The organism is Histidinibacterium lentulum, from assembly GCF_003789055.1.
In the GTDB taxonomy this organism is placed as follows: domain Bacteria; phylum Pseudomonadota; class Alphaproteobacteria; order Rhodobacterales; family Rhodobacteraceae; genus Oceanicola; species Oceanicola lentulus.
This window is the reverse complement of the sequence record NZ_ML119081.1, coordinates 588,147-613,122: the sequence shown is the minus strand read 5'-3', so window position 1 is coordinate 613,122 and position 24,976 is coordinate 588,147. Positions and strand designations below refer to the sequence as shown.

The following is a 24,976-nucleotide window of genomic DNA, read 5'->3' as shown; positions in this document are numbered from 1 at the left end:
CCATGCATTCCGTCGAAATCCGCAATCTCGATCTCAGCTTCGGCGGGCTCGGGGTACTGAAGAACCTGAACCTCGACATCCGCGAGGGGGAGTTTCTCGTCCTCCTGGGCTCCTCGGGCTGCGGCAAGTCCACGCTGCTCAACTGCATCGCGGGTCTTCTGGAGGTCACCAACGGGCAGATCTTCATCAACGGCAGGAACGTGACCTGGGCCGAGCCCTCGGAACGGGGCATCGGCATGGTGTTCCAGTCCTACGCGCTCTATCCGCAGATGACGGTGGAGGGGAACCTCAGCTTCGGGCTGCGCAATGCGCGGATGCCGAAGGCGGAGATCGAAAAGCGCGTGACCCGCGCCGCCGAGATCCTGCAGATCGAGCCCCTGCTGAAGCGCAAGCCCGCCGCGCTGTCGGGCGGCCAGCGGCAGCGCGTCGCCATCGGTCGGGCTCTGGTGCGGGACGTGGACGTGTTCCTCTTCGACGAGCCCCTCTCGAACCTCGACGCCAAGCTGCGCGCGGACCTGCGGGTGGAGCTCAAGCAGCTCCATTCGCGGCTCGGCAACACGATGATCTACGTCACCCACGACCAGATCGAGGCGATGACCCTGGCCGACCGCATCGCGATCATGCGCGGCGGCGTCATCGAGCAGCTGACAAGCCCGGACGAGATCTACAATCGCCCCGTGAACAAGTATGTCGCCGACTTCGTGGGCTCCCCGTCGATGAACTTCATGGAAGGTGTGATCGACGGCGGCATCTTCCGCGTGGGCGAGGCGCGGATTCCGCTCGACCGCTACCGGGCCTCCGGCCGCGGCGACATGAGCGGACCCGCGTGGATCGGCGTGCGCCCCGAGCATGTGGTGACCGGCGACGCCGCGGAGGGTGCGGCCTATGCCGCGGAGGTTCCGGTGGAACTGGTGGAGCCGATGGGCTCTGACACGCTGGTGTGGACCACCTTCGAGGGATCGCGCTTCAGGCTCAGGATGGACGGGCAATCCCAGGTCAGAAAGGGCGACCGGATGCGGATCGGCCTTGCTCTGGAGCAGTCCTCGCTCTTCGACAGCGCCTCAGAGGTGCGATTGTGATCCAGGGCTCTGCCGGTTCGATCGACCTTTCCGGGACATGGTCGCTGTCGGACGCCCGGGGCGACCACGCCCTCGAGATCGAGCTGCCATGCGATGTCATCACCGCGCTGGAGAGAGCGGGGCGGATTCCGGATCCCTACCACGGCAGGAACGAATACGGGCTGCGCTGGATCGCGGAACGGGACTGGACGCTGAGGCGGCGGGTGACGCTGACCGATCCCGAGGTGGCGCTGGTGCTTTCGGGGGTCGACTGCGTGGCCACGGTGCGCGTCAACGGCCGGGTCGTGCTCGAGACGGCGAATGCCTTTCGCGGGTATCGCGCCGATCTCGGCGGGGTGGCGCAGGCGGGCGAGAACGAGATCGAGATCGTTCTGCAGTCCAGCGTCGCGGCTGCCGAGGCGGCCCAGCAGGCGCAACCCTTTCCGGTGCCCTATCACAAGGCAAACTGCCCGATCCCCAACGGCAACATGCTGCGCAAGGTGCAGTGCGATTTCGGTTGGGACTGGAACATCGCGCTGGCGCCCGCGGGCATCTATGGCGACATCCGGATCGAGCCCGCGCGCGCGCCGCGCGTGACCGGGCTGACGGTCACGCAGGACCACGAGCCGGGCCATGTTACGGTGACGGTCGCCGGAGAGGCTACGGACGCGGAGGGGCGCCTGTGCCTCGTGTCGCTCGCCGCGCAGAGCGTCGAGGCCCCGGTGACGGACGGCCGGTTCGAGGCGCGCATCGGGATCGACGACCCGCAGCTCTGGTGGCCGGCGGGGCAGGGGGCGCAGGTGCTCCACGACCTGACGGTCACGCTGGGCGGCACGTCTGTGAAGCGGCGGATCGGCTTGCGCAGTCTGGATCTCGTGTCGGAACCCGACGAGATCGGGCGCAGCTTCGGCTTTCGCGTGAACGGACGGGATGTCTTCGCGCGCGGCGCGAACTGGATTCCCGCCGATGCGCTGCCCGGGCGGATCACCAAGGAGAAGACGCGACACCTCCTGCAGTCGGCCGTCGATGCCCACATGAACATGATCCGCGTCTGGGGCGGCGGGCGCTACGAGCCGGACTGGTTCTACGATCTCTGCGACGAGCTTGGACTGATGGTCTGGCAGGATTTCATGTTCGCCTGCCACCTCTATCCATCGACCCCGGAGTTCCTCGACGAGGTGGCGGGTGAGGTGCGCGAAACCGTCGCGCGGCTTCAGCATCACGCCTCGATTGCCCTCTGGTGCGGCGACAACGAACTCATCGGCGCGCTGACGTGGTTTCCCGAGAGCGTGCAGAACCGCGACCGCTATCTCGTGTCCTACGACCGGCTGAACCGCACCATAGAGGCGGCATTGCGAGAGACGGCACCCGGCGCGAACTGGTGGCCCTCCTCGCCCAGCCCGGGGCCGATGAGCTTTGGCGATGCCTGGCATGACGACAGCGCGGGAGACATGCATTTCTGGTCGGTCTGGCACGAGGGGCGGGATTTCGACCATTACCGGGACGTGGCGCCGCGCTTCTGTTCGGAATTCGGCTTTCAATCCTATCCGTCGATGTCCGTGATCCGGCAATTCGCCGATCCTGCCGATTTCAACATCGCCTCGCCGGTGCTCGAAAGCCACCAGAAGAACGCCGGCGGCAATGCCCGGATCGCGGAGACGATGTTCCGCTATTTCCGGTTTCCGAAGGATTTCGAGAGCTTCGTCTATCTCAGCCAGGTGCAGCAGGGCCTCGCCATCCGAACGGCGGTCGAGCATTGGCGGTCGCTGAAACCGCGCTGCAAGGGAACGCTCTACTGGCAGCTCAACGACACCTGGCCGGTCTGTTCATGGTCGAGCCTAGACTATGGCGGCGGCTGGAAGCTGATGCACCACATGGCGCGGCGGTTCCATGCGCCGGTGCATGTGGTGGCCGTGCCCGAGGGGGAGCAGATCGTCCTGAAGGCGGTGAACGACACGGGCGCGCCGGTGGCGGTGGAGGTGACGGCAGAGGCGCTGTTCCTCGATGGCCGGGCCGAAACTCTGGCGGAAGCCGGGGCGACCGTCGGCCCCGACGCGGCGCTCGAGGTGCTTCGGGTGCAGCGCGCCGCGCTCGGCGAGGCAAGGCTCCTCGGCTGGGCCTGGCGCCATGAGGGCGGGGCGGGCGCGGAGCATTCCGCGCCGAGGCCCTACAAGGCCTACGGTCTTCTTCCGCCCGGCATCGGGATGCGCGTGGCGCAAGTGCGGGATGCCTGGGAAATCACGCTCGATGCGGCGGCGCTCGCTCTGTTCGTGAGCCTTGAGGCGGACCGTCCCGGACGCTTCTCCGACAATGCGGTGACGCTGATCCCCGGCCGTCCCGTGACCATCACCTTCCGGCCCGAGACCAACGGGCCGGAGCCTGCTTTCACCCTGCGTGATCTTCACGGCGCCACCATGGCCGCCTGAAACAGACCGATCCAAGACAGACTGGACACGACGATGACGGACTTCTCCTATCAGCTCTACAGCTCCCGTAACTTCGGGCCGCTCGAGGACACGCTGCGCATGGTGGCCGAGTTCGGCTATGGCGCGGTGGAGGCCTTCGGCGGCATCTTTGCCGAATGCTCCGATCTTTCCGCGCTGCGCGCCACGCTGGATGACTGCGGACTGACGATGCCGACGGGGCATTTCGGCTTCGAGATGGTGCGCGACCAGCCCGACCGGGTGCGCGACATCGCCAGCGCCATGGGCATGTCTGCGGTCATCGTGCCCGCCGTCGGCCCGGACCTGCGGGTGCAGAGCGCCGAAGGCTGGCGCAGCTTCGGCCGGGCGCTGGCGGAGGCGGGCAAGCCGCTGCAGGACGCGGGGCTGACCTTCGGCTGGCACAATCACGACTTCGAGTTCGCCGCCGTCGAAGGCGAGGACAAGCCTCTCGACCTGATCCTCGCGGGCGATCCCTCGCTCGTCTGGGAGGTGGACGCCGCCTGGATCGTGAAGGGCAAGGAGGACCCGGCGCAGTGGATCGCCAGATACTCCGACCGGATCATCGCGGCTCATGTGAAGGACATCGCCCCGGAGGGAGAGGCCACGGACGAGGACGGCTGGGCCGACGTGGGGCACGGGACGATGGACTGGACCGCGCTCATGCAGCAGTTGCGCGGCACGCCCTGCCGCCATTTCGTCATGGAGCACGACAATCCGAGCGATGACCGCCGCTTCGCGCGCCGGTCCATCGAGGCCGCACGCGGTCTCTGAGAGGGGAAAGAGCAATGCAGGAACTTGGCGTCGGCATCATCGGATGCGGCAATATCTCGACGGCCTATCTGAAACTCGCGCCACTCTTCCGTGGCATCACGGTGCGGGCGGTGGCCGACATGCTGCCCGAGGCGGCGAAGGCGCGGGCCGAGGAATACGGCGTGCGCGCGGAAACCGTGGAGGGGCTTCTCGCGGCCGAGGACATCGACATCGTAGTGAACCTCACGATCCCCGATGCCCATTACAAGGTGACGCTGGCGATCCTCGAGGCCGGCAAGCACGCCTATTCGGAGAAACCGCTCGTGCTGTCGCTCGACGAGGGCAAGCATCTCCGCTCCGTTGCGGACAAGCGCGGGCTGAGGATCGGCTCCGCCCCGGACACCTTTCTGGGCGGTGCGCATCAGCAGGCCAGGGCGGTGATCGACGAGGGGCGGGTCGGGCGAATCGTCTCGGGGACCTGTCACGTCATGAGCCACGGCATGGAGCACTGGCATCCGAACCCGTTCTTCTTCTTTCAGCCCGGTGCGGGGCCGGTTCTCGACATCGGGCCCTACTATGTCACGAACCTGATCCAGCTCATCGGGCCGGTGAAGCGGGTCGTGGCGCTGGCGGGGGCCGCCACGCCCACGCGCACGGTCACCTCCGAGCCGCGCAGGGGGGAGGTGATCGAGGTTGCCACGCCCACCAACATCCACGCGCTGCTCGACTTCGAGAACGGGGCCGCGGTGACGCTTTCGGCCAGCTGGGACGTCTGGGCGCACCGGCATGGCAACATGGAGCTCTATGGCACCGAAGGCAGCCTGATCCTGCCCGATCCGAATTTCTTCGGCGGCACGATCGAGATCTCGGGGCAGGGGCCGGAGTTCGCGCCGCTGGAGCCGTGGTCGCATCCGCTGGGCGTTCCGAACCAGGACCACCGGCAGGGACCGATGGCCAACTACCGGACCGCGGGCCTTGCCGACATGGCGCAGGCCATCGGCGAGGGGCGGGAGCACCGCTGTTCGATGGACCTTGCCCTCCACGCGGTCGACGTCATGACCGGCATCCTGCGTTCGGGCGAGACCGGCGGTTTCGTCGAGATGACCACCACCTGCGCCCGTCCCGAGGCACTGGGCCCCGAAGCGGCCCGCGCGCTTCTCGCCGAGGCGCCGGTGGCCGCATGATGACCGCGGCCCCGCCCCTCGCACCGGCGGGGCCGCCCCTTGCCCTCAAGTCTCAGAGCGTACAGCCATGATCCGCAACCCGATCCTGCCCGGCTTCAATCCCGATCCGTCCTTCTGCCGCGTGGGCGAGGATTACTACATCGCCACCTCCACCTTCGAATGGTACCCGGGCGTGCAGATCCACCACAGCCGGGACCTCGTGACCTGGACGCTGGTCGCGCGGCCGCTGAACCGGGCGGGGCTGCTCGACATGCGGGGCAATCCCGACAGCTGCGGCGTGTGGGCGCCCAGCCTCAGCCATGCGGACGGGCGGTTCTGGCTGGTGTACACGGACGTCAAGCGGCTCGACGGCGCCTTCAAGGATGCGCACAACTACATCACCACCTGCGAGACGATCGACGGCCGCTGGAGCGATCCCTGGTACGTCAATTCCTCGGGCTTCGATCCCTCGCTCTTTCACGACACGGACGGCCGCAAGTGGTTCGTCAACATGCAGTGGAACCACCGGGGCAACGGTACGGGCGGCAACCCGGCCCATGCCAGTTTCGACGGGATCCTCCTGCAGGAATGGTCGCCGAACCGGGGCCTCTCGGGAGAGATCACCAACATCTGGCCCGGCACCGACCGCGGACTGACCGAGGCACCCCATCTCTTCCGGCGCGACGGCTGGTACTATCTCACGACCGCCGAGGGCGGCACGGGTTACGACCACGCCGTCAGCATGGCGCGCGCGCGGGATATCCGGGGGGCCTACGAGACGCACCCGAACCTGCACCTGATGACTGCGTCGAATGACCCGGATCATCCGATCCAGCGCACGGGACACGGCCAGTATGTGGAGACGCCGGACGGGCAGGTCTACCACACCTTCCTGATGGGGCGTCCGATCCCGGGGGCGGATGGCACCGGACGGTTCTGCCCCCTGGGTCGGGAGACCGGCATCGAGCGCTGCGTCTGGGGCGAGGACGGATGGCTCTATCTCGAGGGCGGCGGGCTCCTGCCGCGCGAGGAGGTACCGGGTCTTGCCGAGGCGCAGCCCGCGTCGCCCGCCGCGTCGGAGCATGTCTTCGACGGTGACAGCCTGCCGATGGAGTTCCAGTGGCTGAGGACCCCCGAGCACGAGCGCATCTTCCGCCTCGGCGACGGCGCGCTGACGCTGATCGGACGCGAGAGCATCGGAAGCTGGTTCGAACAGGCGCTGGTTGCCCGGCGGCAGGAGCATCACGTCTACGAGGCCGAAACCGAGGTCGCGTTTGGCCCCGAGACCTATCAGCAGGGGGCCGGGCTGACGACCTATTACAACCGCCACAAGTTCCACGCGCTGGTCGTCACGGACGAGCCGGGAGAGGGACGGGCGCTCCGGGTCCTTTCCTGCCCGGGGGACTGGCCCGATGCGGCGCTGACGCAGTTCCCGGATCTCGCGCGGCTCGCCCCGGGGCCGGTGCGGCTGCGGGTCGAGATCGATCGTGCGGTGCAGCGGTTCTCCTGGGCGCAGGGCGATGGCGACTGGCAGAGGATCGGCCCCGATCTCGACGCCTCGGTGATCTCCGACGAGGGCGGGCGTGGGGAGCACGGCTCCTTCACCGGCGCCTTTGTGGGAATGCTGGCCTACGACACCAGCGGACGCGCCAGAGAGGCCCGGTTCACCCGCTTCGCCTATCGACCCCGGTGACGGGCGCCGGTCAGTAGGTCGCCCGACCGCCCGAGAGGTCGAAGACCGCGCCGGTGGTGAAGGAGTTCTCCTCCGAACAGAGCCAGGCGATCATGGCGGCGGCCTCATCGACCTCGAGAAACCGCCCCCGCGGTATCTTCGAAAGCATGAAGTCGATATGGCTCTGGGCCATCTGGTCGAAGATCCGCGTGCGCGCGGCGGCGGGCGTCACGCAGTTGATCGCGATGTCGGCGCCCGCGTGCTCCTTTCCGAGCGTCTTCGTCAGGGCGATCACGGCGGCCTTGGAGGCGGAATAGGCGCCGGCATTGGGATTGCCCTCCTTGCCGGCCACCGAGGCGATGGTGACGACCCGGCCATAGCCGCGCGCCGCCATCCCGGGCAGCACCGCGCGGCAGCAGTGAAAGACGCCGTGGAGGTTGATGTCGACGATCCGGTGGAATTCGGCCACGGGATAGTCGGTGACGGGTGCATTGCTGCCCGCGATCCCCGCCGAGCACACCAGCATGTCGATCCGACCATGCCGCGCCGCGGTCTCCTGCGCGGCGGCCTCGACGGCCTCGTGATCGGTCACGTCGAGCGGGTGCGCTTCGGCCCGTCCTCCGAACGCCGCCGCGGCGTCTTTCGCGCGCGCGCCGTCGATGTCCCAGAGCACCACATGGGCGCCCGCCGCGTGCAGCCGCCGCGCCACCGCATGGCCGATCCCCTGCGCGCCGCCCGTGACCGCCGCCACCTGTCCCGTCATGTCGTAGGTTGCCGTCCGCCGTCCCGTCATCCCGACCGCCCTTTCCGATGCCCGTCCGATGTCAGCCTTTGGCGACGTGGTCCCTGAACCGGTCGGCCCAGTCGGGATGCCAGCGCGACAGCGGCGGGCGGTTCTCGATGATGTCGCCCATGGCCCAGGCCATGCGCTTCTCGTCGAGCTCGCGCGTGACGTCGTTGTCGGGGCAGAGAATGTAGAAGTCCCCGCGCTCCATGTGCTCGATGAAGAAATCCGCCGTCTGCTCCGGCGTCCAGGCGCCGGAGGGCTTTTTCGTCCGGTCGCCCCGGGTGAGATCGGTGTAGACGAAGCCGGGGATCAGCAGATGCGCCGTGATCGCGCAGCCCTCGGTGTTGCGCAGCTCATGGGCGAGGGCCTCGGAGAAGGCTTTCACGCCGGCCTTCGCGGTGTTGTAGGCCGGATCGCCGGGCGGCGTGGTAATGCCCTGTTTCGAGCCCGTGTTGACGATGGCGCCGGGCCTGCCGCGGGCGATCATGCGGGGGGCAAAGACGCGGCTGCCGTGGATCACGCCCCAGAGGTTCACTGCGAAGACCTGCTCCCAGGCCTCTAGCGGCCCGAAGAGCGCCGAGCCCGGCTGGATCCCCGCGTTGTTCATCAGGACATCCGTGCCGCCGAACCGCCCCGCCACCTCCGCTTCGAGGGCCTGGAGGGCGGCCAGATCCGAGACATCCGCCGCAGAGGTCATCACCTCCGGTGCTCCGGCCTGCCGGACGGCCTCCGCCGCCGCTTCGAGACGCGCCTCACGCCGGTCGACGAGAACCACGGTCATGCCCCGCTCTGCGAAGCGGCAGGCGGAGGCGAGACCGATGCCGGAGGCGCCTCCGGTCACGACGGCGGTGGCTCCGGCGACGAGGGCTGGATGGGACATGGACGTTCTCCTCTTTGCGCCGCGCCACCCTAGACCCTTGGGCGGAGCGGGCAAGGCGGCGATGGCGCGGCCCATGCCTCCGAGCGGATTGACGTCTGCATATAATTCCAATATTCACGAAATATGGAATCACTGATCGTCACGCGCCTTGCGACCCTTGGCCATCCGCAACGCCTCGCGCTGTTCCGCCTGCTTATGCGGCGCTATCCCGACCGGGTGCCGGCGGGCGAGATCGCCGAGGCGCTGGGGCTGAAGCCCTCGACGCTCTCGGCCTACCTTTCCGCCCTGATGCAGGCCGGTCTGGTGACGCAGGATCGGGTCGGTACCTCGCTGCGCTACGCCATCGCCATGTCGCAGGTGCAGGGCACCTTCGACTTCCTTCTCCGGGACTGCTGTCGCGGTCGGCCGGACATCTGTTCGCCATTCTCCCTCTCCTCCATCACAGGACCCGACCCCATGGCTGATCCCAGGTACAAGGTGCTCTTCATCTGCACCGGCAATTCGGCGCGCTCGATCTTCGCGGAGTCGATCCTTCGCAAGGAGGCGGGGGACCGCTTCGAGGCCTTCTCCGCCGGCACGCTGCCGCGGTCGGAGCTGAACCCCTTCGCCCTCGAGGTGCTGGGGCAGAAGGGCCACGACATCTCCGTCCTGCGCTCGAAGAACGTGGCGGAGTTCCAGGGCGCGGGCGCGCCGCATTTCGATTTCGTCTTCACCGTCTGCAACCAGGCCGCCAACGAGGAGTGCCCGGCCTGGACCGGCCAGCCGGTGAGCGCCCATTGGGGGATGCCCGACCCGGTGAAGGTCGAGGGAACCCATGCGGAGAAGAGCCTTGCCTTCCACCAGGCTTACGGCGCGCTCCACAACCGCATCCGGGCCTTCGCCGCGCTGCCCATCGCCTCCCTGGACCGCATCGCGCTTCAGCGGGCGGTGGACGAGATCGGAACGACCAGCGCCGGCGCGCCGGCATGACCGTCTATGCCCTGAACGGCCTCGGGCGGATCGGAAAGCTGGCCCTGAAACCCCTGCTGGAGCGGGGGGCGGAGATCGCCTGGATCAACGACGCCGTGGGCGATGCGGCGATGCACGCGCATCTGCTGGAATTCGACACGGTGCACGGGCGCTGGGATGCGGCGTTCTCGTCGGATGCGCAGAGCGTGACCATCGACGGGCGGCGTCTGCCCTTCGTCGGAAGCCGCGATCTGGCGGCACTTCCTCTGAAGGGGGTCGACGTGGTCATCGACTGCACAGGCGTCTTCAAGTCCGAGGCGGCTCTGGCGCCCTATTTCGACGCGGGCGTGAAGAAGGTGGTCGTCTCCGCCCCCGTCAAGGACAGGGGCGCGGCCAACATCGTCTACGGGGTGAACCACGGGACCTATGATGCGGCGCGGCACCTGATCGTGACCGCGGCCTCCTGCACCACCAACTGCCTGGCCCCGATTGTGAAGGTCGTGCATGAGAAGATCGGCATAAGGCACGGGTCGATCACGACGATCCATGACGTCACCAACACACAGACCATCGTGGACCGGCCCGCCAAGGACCTTCGGCGCGCGCGTTCGGCGCTCAATTCGCTGATCCCCACGACCACGGGCAGCGCCACGGCGATCACGCTGATCTATCCCGAGTTGAAGGGCCGGCTGAACGGCCATGCGGTGCGGGTGCCGCTCCTGAACGCCTCGATCACCGATTGCGTGTTCGAGCTGGAGCGGGAGACGACGGCCGAAGAGGTGAACACCCTCTTCAGGGCCGCCGCGGAGGGGGAGCTGAAGGGCATCCTCGGCTACGAGGAGCGGCCGCTCGTCTCTGCCGATTACGTCAACGACACCCGCTCGGGGATCGTCGATGCGACCTCGACCATGGTGGTGAACGGCACGCAGCTGAAGGTCTATGCGTGGTATGACAACGAGATGGGCTATGCGCACCGGTTGGTCGATGTCGCGCTGATGGTCGGGGCCGCGCCGTGAGTCAGCGGCCCGAGGGCCTCTCGGCCTATATCTCCGTCACGGCGGCCTACTGGGCCTTCATGCTGACGGATGGCGCGCTGCGGATGCTGGTCCTGCTGCATTTTCACACCCTCGGCTTCACTCCGGTGCAGCTCGCGTATCTCTTCGTGCTCTACGAGATCGCGGGGATGGTGACGAACCTCTGCGCCGGCTGGATCGCGGCGCGGTTCGGGCTGACGTCGACGCTCTATGCGGGGCTCTCGCTTCAGGTGGTGGCGCTTCTGGCGCTGGCGCAGCTCGATCCGGGATGGGCGATCGGAGCCTCGGTGGCCTTCGTCATGGTCGTGCAGGGCGCCTCGGGTGTGGCCAAGGACCTGTCGAAGATGTCCTCGAAATCGGCGGTGAAGATCCTGGCGCCTGCCGAAGGCGGAGGGCTCTTCCGCTGGGTCGCGCTGCTGACCGGGTCGAAGAACGCGGTCAAGGGGCTGGGCTTCCTGCTGGGCGCGGGGCTTCTGGCCACCGTGGGGTTCGTCTGGGCGGTGCTCGCGATGGCGGCGGTGCTGGCGGTGATCCTTGTGGCGGTGCTGATCGCCATGCCGCCGGGGCTGCCGAAGGGGAAGAAGGGCGCGAAATTCTCCGAGGTCTTCTCCAAGTCCGCCAATGTGAACTGGCTGTCGGCGGCGCGGGTGTTCCTGTTCGGCGCGCGGGACGTCTGGTTCGTCGTGGGCATCCCGATCTATTTCTACGCGGTCCTGTCGGACGGCACGGTGGAGGGCAACCGTGCGGCCTTTTTCATGATCGGCAGCTTCATGGCGGTCTGGATCATCCTCTACGGCGCGGTGCAGGCCTCCGCGCCGAAGCTCCTGCGCGCGGGAAGAACGCCGGAGGGAGAGCTTGTCGGCAAGGCGAGAGGCTGGGCCTGGGCGCTGGCGGCGATCCCCGCGACGCTGACGGCGGCGGCGTTCCTCGCGGCGCAGCCACAGCCCTGGCTGACGGCGCTGCTGGTGGCGGGGCTGCTGGCCTTCGGCGCGGTCTTCGCGGTGAACTCGGCCCTCCATTCCTACCTGATCCTGTCGTTCACCAGGGCCGAACGGGTGACGATGGACGTGGGCTTCTACTACATGGCCAACGCGGGCGGGCGGCTTCTGGGCACGGTGCTGTCGGGGCTGACCTATCAGGCGGGGGGCCTTGCGCTGATGCTCGGGACAGCGACGGTCATGGTCGCGCTCTCGGCGCTGGCGGCGGGGCGGCTTCGCGCGGATCACCCCGAGGTCACGCCCGCATGAGCGTCTTCGAGCGCTACCTGACGCTCTGGGTCGGGCTGGCCATGGCGGCCGGGATCGCCATCGGCACCGCTGCCCCCGCGCTGGTGCAGGCCGTGGCAGCGGCGGAGGTGGCGAGCGTCAACCTCGTCGTCGGGGTGCTGATCTGGGCGATGGTCTATCCGATGATGGTGGGCGTCGATCCGTCGAGCCTGAAGGACGTGGTCAAGCAACCCAAGGGGCTCGCGATCACGCTGACCGTCAACTGGCTGATCAAGCCCTTCACCATGGCGGCCCTCGGCGTGCTGTTCTTCGAGGTGGTCTTTGCGGGTCTCATCGCGCCCGAGGATGCGCAGCAGTACATCGCGGGGCTGATCCTGCTGGGGGCCGCCCCCTGCACGGCGATGGTCTTCGTCTGGTCGCAGCTCACCCGGGGCGACGAGAGCTATACGCTCCTGCAGGTGTCGGTGAACGACGTGGTGATGGTCTTCGCCTTCGCGCCCATCGTGGCGATCCTGCTCGGCGTGACGGACATCGTCGTGCCGTGGGAGACGCTGGTGCTGTCGGTCGTTCTTTTCGTGGCGCTGCCGCTGGCGGCGGGGCTCTTGACCCGGCGGATGCTGGGCAGCGCGGAGCGGATCGCCGCGTTCCGCGACAGGGTGAAGCCTTGGGGCGTGGTCGGGCTCATCGCCACGGTGGTAATCCTCTTCGGACTGCAGGGGCAGGTGATCCTCGACCGGCCCATGGTGATCGCGCTGATCGCGGTGCCGATCCTGATCCAGTCCTACGGAATCTTCGCGCTGGCCTATGGGGCGGCCTATCTGATGCGTGTCCCGCACCGGGTCGCCGCGCCCTGTGCGCTGATCGGGACGTCGAACTTCTTCGAGCTGGCGGTGGCCGTCGCCATCAGCCTCTTCGGGCTCAACTCCGGCGCGGCGCTCGCCACGGTGGTGGGTGTGCTGGTGGAGGTTCCGGTGATGCTGTCGCTCGTGGCCTTCGCGAACCGCACGCGGGCGCGCTTTGCCTGAGCCTCATCGCATCAGCACCACGGGCACCTTGCACGAGCGGACCATCTCGGTGGTGGTCGAGCCGATGACGAGGCTGCGGATGCGGCTGTGGCCATAGGCGCCCATGACCACCATGCCGAAGCCCTCGTCGTCCACCATCTTGCCGAGTTCGGTCTCGGGCTGGCCCGACACGATCCGGGTGCGGGCCTCGATCCCGGCGGCTTTCAGCAGCGCCTCGGCGTCCGCGAGGCCCTTCTTCGTCTGCTCTGTCTCCGCGCCCACCGTGACGACCGTGACCGCAAGTCCGGCAAAGAGCCGGCTCCTCGCGATATGGTCCACCGCCTTCATGGCCGAGCGTCCGCCGTCATAGGCGACGAGCACCGTCTCGACGGGCTTGAAGGCGCGGGAGGCGACGAAGACCGGGCGGTGCGCCGCGCGCACGATGCGTTCGAGGTTCGAGCCCAGGTGCGCCTTCGCGAAATCCGCCGCCTCGCCGCGCTTGCCGATGACGATGAGGCCGGCGTCGGCCTCGATCTCGCCGATGGCCTCCACGATGTCGCCGTGGCGCAGGCGGGTGGTGATGTCGGTGACACCGTCCCGGTCCACGATGGCGCGGGCATCCTCCAGGATGGCGCGTCCGCGGTGGCTCGCCAGCTTGGCGCGCTGGGCGTCGAGTTCGGCCAGTTCCTCCATCAGGCGTGTCCGCGCGCCGAGGCGGATGGAGCCCGAAAGATCCGTCGAGGCGGGCGCCTCGCGGCGGCCGAGGACGTGGATCAGCTCTACCGGCATGGCGGTGCGCTCGGAGATCCAGGCAGCGTGGTGGCAGACGCTCTCGGAATAGATCGAGCCGTCGATCAGCGCGATGATCTTGTCGGTCATGGCCATTGCTTCAGTGCTCCATCAGCGTGTCCATGGCGCCGGGCTTGTCATGGATGGCAAGCCGGTCGACCAGGGTTTCGGTGGCGTCGTTCATGCCCACGACCTCGACCTCCGCACCGTCGCGCCGGAACTTCAGGATCGCCATATCGAGCGCCTGCACGGAACTGATGTCCCAGATATGCGCGCGGCTGACGTCGATGACCACGCGCTCCGGCGCCTCGCGGAAGTCGAAGGCGTTCATGAAATCCTCCACCGATCCGTAGAAGAGCTGACCCTCGACATGGTAGGTGCGCACGCGCCCGTCGGGGCTGACCTCGGTCCGGACGGCGAAGAGCTGCGCGATCTTGCCGGCAAAGAAGATGCCCGACAGCAGCACGCCCACCAGCACCCCGATGGCGAGGTTGTGGGTGTAGACCACCGTGGCAACGGTCGCGAGCATCACCACCGACGAGGAGCGGGGGTGCAGGCGCAGGTTCCGGATCGAGGACCAGGAGAAGGTGCCGATGGAGACCATGATCATGATGGCCACGAGGGCAGGCATCGGGATGATGCTGACGAGATCGCCGAGCCCCACCACGAGGATCAGCAGGAACACCCCCGCGACGAAGCACGACAGCCGCCCCCGCCCGCCCGATTTCACGTTGATGATCGACTGGCCGATCATGGCGCAGCCCGCCATGCCGCCAATGAACCCGGTGGCGGTGTTGGCAAGGCCCTGGCCCACGCACTCCTGGTTCCGGTTCGATTTCGTGTCGGTGAGGTCGTCCACGATGTTCTGCGTCATCAGGCTTTCGAGGAGGCCCACCACGGCCACGGCGACCGCATAGGGGAAGATGATCTGAAGTGTTTCAAGGTTGAACGGGATGTCCGGCAGAAGGAACACCGGCAGCGTGTCGGGCAGGGCGCCCATGTCGCCCACGGTCCGGACGTCGAGGCCCAGGGCGAACGTCAGCGCCGTCAGGACGATGATCGTCACGAGGGGCGAGGGCACGGCCTTCGTGAGCATCGGGAAAAGGTAGATGATGGCGAGACCGGCCGCCACGAGCACATAGGTGATCCAGGTCACCTCGCGCGGGTCGAGTTCGGGAAGCTGCGCCATGAAGATCAGGATCGCGAGCGCGTTGACGAAGCCGGTCATCACCGATTTCGAGACGTAACGCATGACGAAACCGAGCCTCAGCAGCCCTGCGCCGATTTGCAGAAGACCGGCGAGGACGGTGGCGGCGAGCAGGTACTCCAGCCCGTGATCGCGCACCAGCGTGACCATCAGCACCGCGGTCGCGGCGGTGGCCGCCGAGATCATGCCGGGCCGCCCGCCCGCGATGGCGGTGATCACGGCGATGGAGAAGCTGGCGTAGAGCCCGACCTTGGGGTCGACGCCCGCGATAATGGAAAAAGCGATGGCCTCGGGGATGAGGGCGAGGGCTACGACGAGGCCGGCCAGAAGGTCGGCGCGGATATTGCCCAGCCATTGCGCGCGATAGGCGTCGAATGAAATCATGCGGTTCGTTCCGATACCGGAGGGCCGTCTTGTGCGGCCGGCGCGCGAGGCGCGCTTGTCTTGGTTGTCCGGCGGATCGGCGGCCGGAAGAGCCACCCGGGGTCAGGCCCGGGTCCAGGTTCGCTGCGATGCCGCATAGGCGCTCGCGGCGGGGAGCGCAACCGGGCACTGGCGCAGACGGACGGACCGTGTTCCCGGGGATGCGCTTTTCCCACGGGCGCGGGGACCTTGACATGTCTCGCATGGTCCGGGACCTCCCCGCGCGGGTCGCCCCGCACGGGAGGCGGCCGTCAGTCCCAGTTCAGCGCGCGGGGCAGCTTGCGGTAGCGCGCCAGCGTGCCGATCAGCCCCAGCGGGAAGAACATCAGCGTAAGCGCCATGATCAGGCCCGTGGCAAGGATGTTGATCGCCGAGGCGCCCAGCGTGGCCACGAAGAACTCGTTGAAGGCCACGATCAGCACCGCGCCCACCACCGGCCCCGCGATGGTGCCCTTGCCGCCGAGAATGCACATCAGCGCGGGCCAGACCGAGAAGTAGAGGATGTGCACGAAGATGTTGGGCCGCACATAGGTCAGGTATTCGCCCCAGACCGCGCCCGCCATGCCGAACATGAAGGCCGAGATCGCGAAGGCCAGCACCTTGTAGAACCGCGTGTCGATGCCCGCGCTTTCGGCCTTGATCTCATCCTTGGAGATGGCGCGCAGCCCCAGCCCGAACTTCGAATGCTTGACGCGGTAGGCCACCCAGACCCCGAAGGCCGCCATCACGAGGAAGGCGTAGTAATAGGGCAACTTCGCCCATTGCACGGGGAGGTCGTTGATGGGCAGGGACAGGCCCGCCGCGCCGCCCACGAACTGCCATTTCTCGAAGAGGATGCGGCAGATCATCACCAGCGCCAGCGACGAGATGATGAAGGACGGCCCCCGCACCCGCAGGGTGATCAGGCCGATCATGTAGCCCAGCAGGCCCGCGACGAGGCCCGCGACCGGCGCCATGATGATCGTGGAGACGCCGTAGCGGGCGAGGATCATGCCCGCGAAATAGCCGCCCACCGCGAAGAACACGCTGTGCCCGAGCGAGATGTAGCCGGTGAACCCGCCGAGGATGTTCCAGCCGGAGGCCATCGTGACGTACATCAGCGTGTAGAGCACGAGGTGGATGGGATAGTTGTAGTTGCCCACGAACTGCATCAGCGGGAACAGCGCCAGAATCACGAGAAGCAGGACGGGCAGCCAGGTCACGCGGGTTCGGTCCGCGGCCTGCGCCAGCGTTTCGTTGTAGGCCTTCCGGGCGGCAACGATCTGATCGACGGTGTCGTAGCTGGACATCAAGCGAGCTCCGGTTTTTCGCCAAAGAGACCCTGCGGCCTCACCAGCAGGACGACGAAGAGCGCGACGAAGAAGGTGAGTGTGGAGAGCGTCGCGCCGAAGAAGAAGCCGACGAAGGCGGCCACGACCGAGAGGATGTAGGCCGCAACGACGGTACCGAGGATCGAGCCCATGCCGCCGAGGACGACGAGGCTCATCAGGATCGCGATCCATTCCCAGTGCTTCGAGGGGAAGAACGAGAAGACGAAGGACACCAGCGCCCCCGCCGCGCCGGCGAGCGCAAGACCGATGGCGAAGCTGACGAGGCCCACGAAATTGACGTTGACGCCCAGAAGCTCCGCCGCCTCGCGGTTCTGGGTGGTGGCCCGGATCGCATAGCCGAAGCGGGAGTACTTGAGGTAAAGCGCCAGCGCCCCGATCAGCACGAGGCTGACGATCCCGGCATAGAGCTGCCCGAGCGGGATGAAGACATTGCCGATGAAGATGGCATCAACCGCGTAGTCCGGCGTGGTCACGCGCTGGGTGTTGGTGAAGGCGGTGGCCAGCGCCCCCTCGAAGACCATCGCGAAGGCGAAGGTCAGAAGCACGGTCATCTCCGAATACTTGGCCGATTTGGCCTCGCGCTCGAACACGAGCTTGTAGAGCAGGACACCCGTGGCCGCGAGAATGACCATGGCCACCGGCAGCATTACGATCGGGTCGATGCCGTAGAGGCGGAAGCCCCAGAACGCGACATAGGCGCCCATCATGATCAGCGAGGGATGCGCGAGGTTCACGATGCGCATGACGCCGAAGACGAGGCTCAGCCCCGCGCCCATGAGCGCGTAGACGCCGCCCAGGGCGAGGCCGAGGATCAGGATCTGAAGGATGTCCGCCATGTCATGCCGCCTTTTTCGCGCCCAGATAGGCCTCGCGGATGCGCGGATCGGCGAGCACTTCCTCGGCCGGCCCCTCGAACAGGGTGCGGCCAAGGTCGAGCACGACGCCCCAGTCGGCGCACCGGAGGCCCATGAGGGCGTTCTGTTCCACGATCAGGATGGTGATGCCGTCCGCGGCCATCACCCGGATGATGTCGAAGATTTCCTGCACGATCTTCGGCGCAAGGCCCAGCGACGGCTCGTCCAGCATCACGATCTCGGGCCGCAGGATCATCGTGCGGGCCATGGACAGCGTCTGCTGCTGGCCGCCCGACATGGTGCCCGCATGCTGGTCGCGGCGTTCCTTGAGAATCGGAAAGCGCTCCTCGATCTCGTCGATCCGCTTTTCCAGCAGGCGCTTGTCGGTCATCGAGAAGCCGCCCATCCGCAGGTTCTCGCGGACGGTCATCTTTGGAAAGAGCGCCCGCTCCTGGGGCACGAAACAGATGCCTTTGCGCAGGACCTGGTCGGGGCGCAGGCCCTTCAGGCTCTCGCCCTTGAAGGTCACCTCGCCCGAACGGATCTTCAGCATCCCGCAGATCGCCTTCAGCAGGGTCGACTTGCCGGCGCCGTTGGGGCCGATGATGCAATGCACCTTGCCGGGCTGCACGTCCACGGAGGCGCCGTTGAGGATGGCGGGGCCGTCGCCATAGCCCGCGACGACGTTCTTGACCGTCAGCAGGCTCATGCCGCGTCCTCCAGCGCGCCGCCGAGATAGGCCTCGAGCACGGCGGGGTTCTTCTGCACCTCCTCGGGTGTGCCGTCGGCGATGACGGTGCCCTGGGCCATGACGACGACGCGGTGCGACAGGCGCATGATCAGCTCCATGTTGTGCTCCACGATCAGCACGGTCATGCCCTTGTCGTTGAGCGCGCGGATATGGCCGACGATCTCTTCGAGCAGGGTGGGGTTCACCCCGCCCGCCGGCTCGTCGAGCAGGATGATCTTGGGATCGCTCATCAGGAGCGCGGCGAGGTCCATCAGCTTCTTCTGGCCGTAGCTGAGGTTCGACCCGTCCTCGTGGGCGATCCGGGTGATGCCGAGAAAATCGAGGATGGCCATGGCCTTGTCGATCTCCGACGGGCTCATGGCGGGCTTGAAGAGGTCGCGCCATCCGCTGATCTTCGACTGGCAGATCACGTTTTCCAGCACAGTCATGTCCGCAAGGTTGCGGCTGATCTGGAAGGTGCGGCTGAGGCCCTTGGCGGTGATCCTGTGCGGGCGCAGGTGGTCGATGCGCTCGCCGTCGAGCCAGACCTCGCCAGCGGTCGGCGTCATCGTGCGGCTGATGCAGTTGAACGCGGTCGTCTTGCCCGCGCCGTTGGGGCCGATCAGCGCGGTGATCCGGCCCTTCTCGGCGCTGAAGCTGCAATTGTCGACGGCGCGGATGCCGCCGAAATGCTTCGACAGTCCTTTGACTTCAAGCATGGAGGGTCTCCCCCGGTTGGGGAGCCCGGGCCGCCCTGGGCCCGGGCTCTGGCAGGCTCAGAAGCCGTCCTTGGGATGGTTGAGGGGCGAGGTCTCGAATTCGTCCGTCGGGAACACGAACTGCAGCTCGCCGCCGTTCCACTGGGCCATCAGGAAGGGCTTGTCGACGGGAAGCCCGCGCTCGTCCCAGGCGAAGCGGCCGAGGATGGTGCGCACCGGGTCCTCGTTCGTGCGCGCATAGAGCCATTCGCCCATGGCGGCGTTGTCTGTGGAGCCCGCGCCGATGATCGCCTGCTCGATGCCCTGGCAGACCGCGAAGGGGATCGCGGCGTCCTCGTCCGGGAAGTCGCCGTAGCGTTCCTGATAGAGTTCCACGAAATCGGCGTTGGAGAAGGGCTGCCCGCCCAGGACGCCCTCGTAGGGGGCCGCCGCGTGCCAGGAGGTGTGCACGAGGATCGCCTCGGAGGCGTCGTTGGTGCCCTCGAGGAATTCGGCCTGGGTGCCCTGGCTGTAATAGACCATCTTGGGCTCGGCGCGCACGGTCTGCAGCGCGCGGGTCACCTGCACGGCCTCCTCGGCGGAGGCGGTCAGCGCGATGATCAGCTCGGCGCCCGAGCGCTTCACCGAGTTGGCGAGGTTGAGCCAGTCGTTGAAGCCTTCCTCGGGCCATTTCTCGGTATAAACCACCTCGATCCCCGCCTCGGCGAGATAGCCGGGGGCCATGTCCTCGACCACCGACCCGTCGGCGGGGTCGATGACCTGAAGCCCCAGCAGGCCTGCCTCGACGGCGTTGGCGAAGAAGTCGTCGGCCACGACCACGGCGGCGGTGGTCGGACGGTCCTCCTCGGCGATCAGTTCCTGGATCATGTCGGTGACCGAGGAGCCGATGTATTCGGCCGCGTTGGGCTGGAAGTAGAAGAGGTTCTGGTGGCCTTGCGTATAGATGCGCAGCGCGCCGCCGGCGGGGGCGGGGTGCACATATCCGTTCCGCGCGAGGATGTTGGCGACCGGGAAGGTCAGCCGCGACGAGAAGGTGCCGAAGACGGCGTCGACCTGGTCGACGTTGATGAACCGCTCGTACTGGTTGATGGCGGTCGCGGGGTCGGAGCGGTTGTCCGACGTGATCAGCCGCACGGGCTCGCCGTTGATGCCGCCGCGCTCGTTGATCAGATCGACGCAGAGCTGGTAGCCCTGATCGTGTTTCGCGCCCGAGATCGAGAAGGCGCCCGTCAGGGGCAGCGAGGCGCCGATGACGATCTCCGCCATGGCGCCGGTTGCCATCATCGCGCCAACGGCGCTTCCGGCAAGAAGCTTATGAATGGTCATGTTTTCCTCCCTAGCGAACCGGCGCGGCTTTCCGCGTCCGGCAGATGTTCCGTCCCGGCTCCTCCTTCCGGGATCGGATCGGTTCGTTCGGGCCGCTGTTCTGCCGGACCAACGGGAGGGGGAGGCCGGACGCGTTCGCGGCCACCTCGGACCTCCGATCCGCCAAGATCGCTGCGGCCTGGCGCCGTGCGGCCCTCCCTCATCAGATGTGCAAACGGTTGCATAAGGCTAGTCGCCGCGAAGCGGTTCGGTCAAGAAGGATTTTCGGGCGTCTGCTGGGACGGGAAACACACCGGCATCCGGGACCTTTGCATATTTAAAACAACTGCTTGAATTCTGATGTTCAAGCGCCTCGCAGGCAGGGGCGAGGGGCCGCCAGCTGCCCGAAGCGGAGCGGCAGGCGGATGATCGGCAATCGTTTTCTGGCGGGAGGCCGGCGGGCGCCTGCGCCCGCGCCTGACGTGGGAGGGGACGATTCGCAAAGGTTCAGTAGGCGCCCTTGCCGCTGAGCACCGCCCCGACCGTCCGCAGCATCACCCAGATATCGGTCCGCACGGAGGCGCGGCGGACATAGGCGAGATCGAGGCCGATCATCTCGTCGAAGCTGACATCGGCACGTCCGGACACCTGCCAGAGACCGGTGATCCCCGGACGCACCCGGTGGCGCAGATGGGCGTGCTCGGGGTAGGCGCGGACCTCCTCGACCAGCGCGGGGCGCGGCCCGACCAGCGACATGTCGCCCTTCAGGACGTTGAAGATCTGGGGCAGCTCGTCGAGGGACCAGCGCCGCAGCACCCGTCCCACCGGTGTAATCCGGGGATCCTGGCGCAGCTTGAGACACAGGCCCTCGCGGTCGCTCTGGGCCAGCATCTCCGCCCGACGCGCCTCGGCGTCGCGATACATGGAGCGGAACTTGATCATCCGGAAGGTCTTCCCGTTCAGCCCGACGCGGGTCTGCACGAAGAAGACCGGGCCGCGAGAGGTCAGGGCGACCGCGAGACCGATCGCGAGCATCACCGGCCAGATCGCAAGAAGGATCAGAGAACTCAGGGCGATATCCATGTACCGTTTCGCGCTCAGTCGGCTCGGAGCCGGGCGCAGGAGGGCAGGGTCGAGTGAGGTCATGGTCATGACGGCGGTTCCTTGGGGAGAGAGGGATCAGGTTCTGACGGCCAGCCAGGGGTCGCCGGGCAGGGCGTTGCGCATCACCGCGACGCTGCCGTTGCGGGGAAGGCTGTCGAAACGGTCGATTTGTGACAGGACGGTGGATTTCCGGTCCTTGGGGCGGAGAGCGAGGACGCCGACATCCGCTGCGGAAAGCAGGAACTGGCAGGAGAGCCGCTCGTCGAGGCTGCCCGCCGAAAGGATGATGACATCCACGGACCGGGCGAGGTCCTCCACCGCACGACGCACCATCGGTGCCGACACCGCCCGGTCGTTCAGCGCATCGGCGGTTCCGGCGGAGACCTCCCAGAGGCCCCAGGCCTCGTCGGCAGGCGGCAGGTCGACCTTGCAGCCGGACAGCATGTCGCTCCAGCCGGGCTCGGCATTCCGGTCGGAGACCAGTCCCAGATCGGCCTCGATGAAGAGAACCCTCATCCGCGACCGCGCGTAGCTTTCGGCCAGCGACCGGGCGAGGCCCGTCGTGCCTCCGGTCTCGGCGCGGGCGACCGCGATAACGGGGGCCTTGTTCACCAGCCGAGGTCGGCGCAGCGGCTGGAGCTGCAGTTCGTTGCGCAGGCGATCCGCGGCAAGCGCGTCGGCGTCATCGGCGGCGGAGACCTGAATCACGCTGACGCGGTGTTCGACGGGCGTCAGCGTCTCGGCAAAGCGGACGCGCCGCTCCGTGAACCCGAGGACAAGGGCGATCAGGAGCGCAAGCATGCCTCCGCCGGCAAACCCCCCGGCCGCAAGCATCTTGCTGCTGTCCTCGGCGGGTTCGAGCGGCCGCGTGGGCGGCGACATCAGAACGGTGAACCCGGGCAGGGCGCGGCCGGATTCGAGGCGGATCACCTCGAGGGCCCGCCGGGTCTCGCCGAGCAGTTCCTCGGCCTGCTGGATCTCTCGCTCGATACGGTCGAGTTCGATGCGGCGGAAGTTGAGATCGCGCGCCTCGAGCCGGGCGGTTTCGAGCTGGGCCTCGACCCGCTCGTAGAGACCCCGGATCTCGGCGATGTTGGTGTCGGCCGCTCCGGATCCCGCATCGGTCAGCGCCCCGGTCTGTCCGAGCACGCGGATCTGCTCGCGCCGGTCGGACAGTGCCCGGTCGACTACGGCGACCTCTTCGAGAAGCGAGCGCTCCCTCTGAAGGAACCGGGGGTTGGAATGGCTCTCGAAATTGGACCGGAGCTGCACGAGCTCGCTCATCACGAGGGATCGCTGCGCGGCGAGTTCGCCCATGGTGCGATCGAGCAGCGTCGCGCGCATGATCTCCTGGTCCGCTGCATCGGCGGATGCGGAACCGTCCGCGGATTCGAGCGCGGCGAGCGTTGCGCCGATCTCCGAGAACCGGCCCGCGAGGGCGTCGATCTGGGCGACTTTCTCGATATGGGCTTTCGTGATCGCGCTCGCGCCGAATTCGCCGCCCACGTCGAGCTGGTCCGCGCGCAGTTCCTCCAGACGGGTGACCAGTTCCTCCTCCCGCTCGTGAAGCTCGGTCAGGCGGACGCTTGACCGTGCGTCATCGGCCTCGGTGTTCAGCGCCATGTAGGCGGCCACGACCGCCTCGAGCTTCTCGGCGGCGAACGAGGTATCGCGGCTCAGCGTCCTGAGAACGATCAGGCTGTCGTTGCGCCTGATCTCGATGGATCCCGTCAGGTCCGCCACCGAGAGGCCCGCCGCAAGGTCGGGCCGGGTCGCGGACAGCAGCTCCACCGCCCGCCCCATGACCTGGTGCGAGGCCACATAGCTGGTCTCGGCCTTCACGAAACTGTCGAAGGTCTTCAGGACGGAATCGTCGCCGGTCGCGTAGAGGATGTTCGATTCCTGGGGAAACACCCTCAGGATCGCCTGGGATTCGTAGAGCTGGACGCCCGACAGGTAGCCGCCGACGGCGAGAAGGCCGCCGAGGAGGGCGCCGCCACCCAATGCCGCGCGCCAGCGGCCCCGCATCGCCCTGACGGCGACGCCGACGGGGTTCGCCTCGGGGGCGTCGGCGACCGAGACGGGGGCGGCATGTTCCTGCCCCTCGTCGGGGACGATGGCGATGGCGGCGGCGTTCATCTGCCTAGCCCACCCTGCGCGTGGTCAGGTCCCGCTCCCAGCGCGGGGCAGTGGCGTTCCGCCGTACAAAAAGGGAGAGGCGCACCCAGATCGTCAGCATCAGGAAGAACAGGATCGGCGGCGCATCGGAGGGAGAGACGAGCGCGTGCCGCAGCATCCGGCGACCACTGCCGCGCTCCGGGCTGATCTTGCCCATCCGCGTCACTTCCTGCGCGCCCCGCAGGCTGCGGCGGCGGACGCCGAGCAGGCTCGCCAGCGTCTTCGGGGCGCGGGCCACGAAGCGGCAGTCGGGCACGAAGGCGATCTCCGCGGGGGTGAAGCTGCGGCGGATGAACTCGTCGTCGGCGGTGATCTCGGGCAGCGGAAAGACCCGCGCTGCCCCTTCTGCGGACAGGGCGAAAACCCCGCCGAACTTGCCCTGGGCGAAGTAGGGGTTGCTGCGCCAGCCCTCGTAGAAGAACCGGACGGCGGCGGAGACCTCGGATGTCTCGACGTCCATCTGTCCGCAGGCCGCGAGGACGGTCCCCCTGGAGAGAGGCGCGAGGAGGGCGAGCAGGGACTCCGCGGTGACGTCCAGATCGGCGTCGAGACATACGATGGGCGCGCCGGGAATGGCCGCGCGGTATCCGAGGTTCAGCGCATGGCATTTGCCGGCGCGGTCGGTTTCGATGACCTTCGCCTGCGGCAGCGCCGCCCGCGCGCGCGCGGCGGTGGCATCGGTGCATCCGTTTGCGATGACGATGACCCGGACCAGATCGAGCGGCAGTCCGCGTGAGAGGTACCAGAGCGTCCGGCCAAGGATGTCCGCCTCGTTATGGGCGGGGATGAGGATCGTCGCGACGGTCATGCCGCGGCCCTCGGGGTCGTGGCGTCGGCATGGCCGGACACCGGCCGGTCCTTCCAGACGAATTCTCGCACGAAATCGAGAAGCGGCCTGGTGGCGACCGCGGTGACGAGGTCGCGCCGGCGATCGGCCTCGAAGTCTCCCGCCAGCGCCGAGTCGAGTTGCGCGTGCAGCTCTTCCTCGCTGCGGGCGACGGTGACGTTCGAGAGCCGCGCCATTTCCCGAAGGGTGTCGAGCTGGTGGTCGTTGCGGTGCTCTCCGTAGCGGGCGAGCCGCGGCATCAGGATCAGCGGCTTGCCGAGCTCGGCGGCGGTGAGGATGGTCCCCATCCCGGCATGGCCCACGACAACGCGGGCCTCCGTCATCCGGGCCCGGAATTCGGCCTGACTGACATGCCCGACGGTGGCGATGTTCTGAAAGCGGAGCCTGCTGGTGCCGGTCTGGGCAAGCACCGGAATATCGGGCCGCCCGGCGGCCCAGCTGTCGAGGGAGAGGAGCAGGCGGTCGAAGGGCAGTTGCGTGCCCACGGTGGCGAAGATCATGGCGGTGTCCTCGGGGATCAGTG

General features: G+C 67.5%; 22 protein-coding genes and 1 other annotated feature. Of the genes, 9 read left to right on the top strand and 13 right to left on the bottom strand.

Going from position 1 to position 24,976, the window contains the following annotated elements; all coding sequences use genetic code 11:
- The first annotated feature begins 2 nt into the window (after positions 1-2).
- The 5 genes from EAT49_RS02930 to EAT49_RS02910 all read left to right on the top strand — a co-directional run bounded on the left by EAT49_RS02930 (position 3) and on the right by EAT49_RS02910 (position 7,108).
- Positions 3-1,079 (top strand): ABC transporter ATP-binding protein, encoded by a 1,077-nt coding sequence (locus EAT49_RS02930; RefSeq protein WP_123640763.1) that lies wholly within the window; start codon positions 3-5, stop codon positions 1,077-1,079.
- Positions 1,076-3,484 (top strand): beta-mannosidase, encoded by a 2,409-nt coding sequence (locus EAT49_RS02925; protein ID WP_246003734.1) that lies wholly within the window; start codon positions 1,076-1,078, stop codon positions 3,482-3,484. Before EAT49_RS02930 ends, EAT49_RS02925 begins: the two co-directional genes overlap by 4 nt.
- Before the next feature lie 33 nt (positions 3,485-3,517).
- Positions 3,518-4,273: a sugar phosphate isomerase/epimerase family protein gene (locus EAT49_RS02920; RefSeq protein WP_123640762.1), complete on the top strand. Its 756-nt coding sequence runs from the start codon at positions 3,518-3,520 to the stop codon at positions 4,271-4,273.
- A 14-nt stretch (positions 4,274-4,287) separates the two neighbouring features.
- On the top strand, positions 4,288-5,436 hold the full coding sequence (locus EAT49_RS02915; protein WP_123640761.1) for a Gfo/Idh/MocA family protein: 1,149 nt from the start codon (positions 4,288-4,290) through the stop codon (positions 5,434-5,436).
- Between the two features lie 67 nt (positions 5,437-5,503).
- Positions 5,504-7,108: a glycoside hydrolase family 43 protein gene (locus EAT49_RS02910; RefSeq protein ID WP_123640760.1), complete on the top strand. Its 1,605-nt coding sequence runs from the start codon at positions 5,504-5,506 to the stop codon at positions 7,106-7,108.
- Positions 7,109-7,118: 10 nt separating this feature from the next.
- Here the strand turns inward: EAT49_RS02910 and EAT49_RS02905 are convergent, their stop codons facing one another.
- Positions 7,119-7,880, bottom strand: a complete 762-nt coding sequence (locus EAT49_RS02905) for an SDR family NAD(P)-dependent oxidoreductase (protein WP_123640759.1) — start codon at positions 7,878-7,880, stop codon at positions 7,119-7,121.
- 31 nt (positions 7,881-7,911) lie between these two features.
- A complete protein-coding gene (locus tag EAT49_RS02900; RefSeq protein WP_123640758.1) occupies positions 7,912-8,754 on the bottom strand; it encodes an SDR family NAD(P)-dependent oxidoreductase in 843 nt (280 codons plus the stop codon).
- Positions 8,755-8,877: 123 nt separating this feature from the next.
- Here EAT49_RS02900 and EAT49_RS02895 point away from each other — a divergent pair, with 123 nt between their 5' ends.
- From EAT49_RS02895 to arsB, 4 genes are read left to right on the top strand one after another with little or no spacing between them, the layout of a single operon-like run.
- Complete coding sequence (locus tag EAT49_RS02895) at positions 8,878-9,723, top strand: arsenate reductase/protein-tyrosine-phosphatase family protein (RefSeq protein WP_123640757.1); 846 nt, start codon at positions 8,878-8,880, stop codon at positions 9,721-9,723.
- Complete coding sequence (locus EAT49_RS02890) at positions 9,720-10,718, top strand: ArsJ-associated glyceraldehyde-3-phosphate dehydrogenase (protein ID WP_123640756.1); 999 nt, start codon at positions 9,720-9,722, stop codon at positions 10,716-10,718. Before EAT49_RS02895 ends, EAT49_RS02890 begins: the two co-directional genes overlap by 4 nt.
- Entirely contained in the window at positions 10,715-11,983 is a 1,269-nt protein-coding gene (arsJ, locus tag EAT49_RS02885) for an organoarsenical effux MFS transporter ArsJ (RefSeq protein WP_123640755.1), read from the top strand. The genes EAT49_RS02890 and arsJ overlap by 4 nt, the downstream gene beginning before the upstream one ends.
- On the top strand, positions 11,980-12,987 hold the full coding sequence (arsB, locus tag EAT49_RS02880; protein ID WP_123640754.1) for an ACR3 family arsenite efflux transporter: 1,008 nt from the start codon (positions 11,980-11,982) through the stop codon (positions 12,985-12,987). Before arsJ ends, arsB begins: the two co-directional genes overlap by 4 nt.
- 3 nt (positions 12,988-12,990) lie before the next feature.
- Here the strand turns inward: arsB and EAT49_RS02875 are convergent, their stop codons facing one another.
- The 11 genes from EAT49_RS02875 to EAT49_RS02825 form a co-directional block, all read right to left on the bottom strand.
- A complete protein-coding gene (locus tag EAT49_RS02875; RefSeq protein ID WP_185020618.1) occupies positions 12,991-13,845 on the bottom strand; it encodes a universal stress protein in 855 nt (284 codons plus the stop codon).
- A gap of 10 nt (positions 13,846-13,855) precedes the next feature.
- A complete protein-coding gene (locus tag EAT49_RS02870) occupies positions 13,856-15,346 on the bottom strand; it encodes a SulP family inorganic anion transporter (RefSeq protein ID WP_123640752.1) in 1,491 nt (496 codons plus the stop codon).
- Positions 15,347-15,408: 62 nt separating this feature from the next.
- Positions 15,409-15,465, bottom strand: a sequence feature (sul1 is cis-regulatory element that is thought to sense ions involved in sulfur or methionine metabolism; They are found in Alphaproteobacteria).
- Between the two features lie 171 nt (positions 15,466-15,636).
- On the bottom strand, positions 15,637-16,674 hold the full coding sequence (locus EAT49_RS02865) for a branched-chain amino acid ABC transporter permease (protein ID WP_185020617.1): 1,038 nt from the start codon (positions 16,672-16,674) through the stop codon (positions 15,637-15,639).
- A complete protein-coding gene (locus EAT49_RS02860) occupies positions 16,674-17,552 on the bottom strand; it encodes a branched-chain amino acid ABC transporter permease (RefSeq protein WP_123640750.1) in 879 nt (292 codons plus the stop codon). The genes EAT49_RS02865 and EAT49_RS02860 overlap by 1 nt, the downstream gene beginning before the upstream one ends.
- A gap of 1 nt (position 17,553) precedes the next feature.
- Positions 17,554-18,279 (bottom strand): ABC transporter ATP-binding protein, encoded by a 726-nt coding sequence (locus EAT49_RS02855; protein ID WP_123640749.1) that lies wholly within the window; start codon positions 18,277-18,279, stop codon positions 17,554-17,556.
- Positions 18,276-19,019, bottom strand: coding sequence for an ABC transporter ATP-binding protein (locus EAT49_RS02850; RefSeq protein WP_123640748.1), 744 nt, complete (start codon positions 19,017-19,019; stop codon positions 18,276-18,278). The genes EAT49_RS02855 and EAT49_RS02850 overlap by 4 nt, the downstream gene beginning before the upstream one ends.
- A 57-nt stretch (positions 19,020-19,076) precedes the next feature.
- The gene (locus EAT49_RS02845; RefSeq protein WP_123640747.1) at positions 19,077-20,345 is read right to left on the bottom strand and encodes an amino acid ABC transporter substrate-binding protein; all 1,269 of its coding nucleotides are present in this window, start codon (positions 20,343-20,345) and stop codon (positions 19,077-19,079) included.
- Positions 20,346-20,831: 486 nt separating this feature from the next.
- Complete coding sequence (locus tag EAT49_RS02840; RefSeq protein ID WP_123640746.1) at positions 20,832-21,476, bottom strand: sugar transferase; 645 nt, start codon at positions 21,474-21,476, stop codon at positions 20,832-20,834.
- Positions 21,477-21,503: 27 nt separating this feature from the next.
- Positions 21,504-23,567 (bottom strand): GumC domain-containing protein, encoded by a 2,064-nt coding sequence (locus EAT49_RS02835; protein WP_123640745.1) that lies wholly within the window; start codon positions 23,565-23,567, stop codon positions 21,504-21,506.
- 4 nt (positions 23,568-23,571) lie between these two features.
- On the bottom strand, positions 23,572-24,414 hold the full coding sequence (locus EAT49_RS02830; protein WP_123640744.1) for a glycosyltransferase family 2 protein: 843 nt from the start codon (positions 24,412-24,414) through the stop codon (positions 23,572-23,574).
- Complete coding sequence (locus EAT49_RS02825) at positions 24,411-24,953, bottom strand: glycosyltransferase (RefSeq protein WP_123640743.1); 543 nt, start codon at positions 24,951-24,953, stop codon at positions 24,411-24,413. Before EAT49_RS02825 ends, EAT49_RS02830 begins: the two co-directional genes overlap by 4 nt.
- Between the last annotated feature and the right edge of the window lie 23 nt (positions 24,954-24,976).

What these genes read in the sequence shown, in the direction of transcription:
- EAT49_RS02835 (WP_123640745.1), bottom strand. Translation starts at nt 23,567, where the DNA reads ATGAACGCCGCCGCCATCGCCATCGTCCCCGACGAGGGGCAGGAACAT.
- EAT49_RS02895 (WP_123640757.1), top strand. Translation starts at nt 8,878, where the DNA reads ATGGAATCACTGATCGTCACGCGCCTTGCGACCCTTGGCCATCCGCAA.
- EAT49_RS02860 (WP_123640750.1), bottom strand. Translation starts at nt 17,552, where the DNA reads ATGGCGGACATCCTTCAGATCCTGATCCTCGGCCTCGCCCTGGGCGGC.
- EAT49_RS02840 (WP_123640746.1), bottom strand. Translation starts at nt 21,476, where the DNA reads ATGACCATGACCTCACTCGACCCTGCCCTCCTGCGCCCGGCTCCGAGC.
- EAT49_RS02930 (WP_123640763.1), top strand. Translation starts at nt 3, where the DNA reads ATGCATTCCGTCGAAATCCGCAATCTCGATCTCAGCTTCGGCGGGCTC.
- EAT49_RS02825 (WP_123640743.1), bottom strand. Translation starts at nt 24,953, where the DNA reads ATGATCTTCGCCACCGTGGGCACGCAACTGCCCTTCGACCGCCTGCTC.
- EAT49_RS02910 (WP_123640760.1), top strand. Translation starts at nt 5,504, where the DNA reads ATGATCCGCAACCCGATCCTGCCCGGCTTCAATCCCGATCCGTCCTTC.
- EAT49_RS02900 (WP_123640758.1), bottom strand. Translation starts at nt 8,754, where the DNA reads ATGTCCCATCCAGCCCTCGTCGCCGGAGCCACCGCCGTCGTGACCGGA.
- EAT49_RS02845 (WP_123640747.1), bottom strand. Translation starts at nt 20,345, where the DNA reads ATGACCATTCATAAGCTTCTTGCCGGAAGCGCCGTTGGCGCGATGATG.
- EAT49_RS02865 (WP_185020617.1), bottom strand. Translation starts at nt 16,674, where the DNA reads ATGTCCAGCTACGACACCGTCGATCAGATCGTTGCCGCCCGGAAGGCC.
- EAT49_RS02870 (WP_123640752.1), bottom strand. Translation starts at nt 15,346, where the DNA reads ATGATTTCATTCGACGCCTATCGCGCGCAATGGCTGGGCAATATCCGC.
- EAT49_RS02875 (WP_185020618.1), bottom strand. Translation starts at nt 13,845, where the DNA reads ATGACCGACAAGATCATCGCGCTGATCGACGGCTCGATCTATTCCGAG.
- arsB (WP_123640754.1), top strand. Translation starts at nt 11,980, where the DNA reads ATGAGCGTCTTCGAGCGCTACCTGACGCTCTGGGTCGGGCTGGCCATG.
- EAT49_RS02855 (WP_123640749.1), bottom strand. Translation starts at nt 18,279, where the DNA reads ATGAGCCTGCTGACGGTCAAGAACGTCGTCGCGGGCTATGGCGACGGC.
- EAT49_RS02830 (WP_123640744.1), bottom strand. Translation starts at nt 24,414, where the DNA reads ATGACCGTCGCGACGATCCTCATCCCCGCCCATAACGAGGCGGACATC.
- EAT49_RS02905 (WP_123640759.1), bottom strand. Translation starts at nt 7,880, where the DNA reads ATGACGGGACGGCGGACGGCAACCTACGACATGACGGGACAGGTGGCG.
- EAT49_RS02850 (WP_123640748.1), bottom strand. Translation starts at nt 19,019, where the DNA reads ATGCTTGAAGTCAAAGGACTGTCGAAGCATTTCGGCGGCATCCGCGCC.
- EAT49_RS02915 (WP_123640761.1), top strand. Translation starts at nt 4,288, where the DNA reads ATGCAGGAACTTGGCGTCGGCATCATCGGATGCGGCAATATCTCGACG.
- EAT49_RS02920 (WP_123640762.1), top strand. Translation starts at nt 3,518, where the DNA reads ATGACGGACTTCTCCTATCAGCTCTACAGCTCCCGTAACTTCGGGCCG.
- EAT49_RS02890 (WP_123640756.1), top strand. Translation starts at nt 9,720, where the DNA reads ATGACCGTCTATGCCCTGAACGGCCTCGGGCGGATCGGAAAGCTGGCC.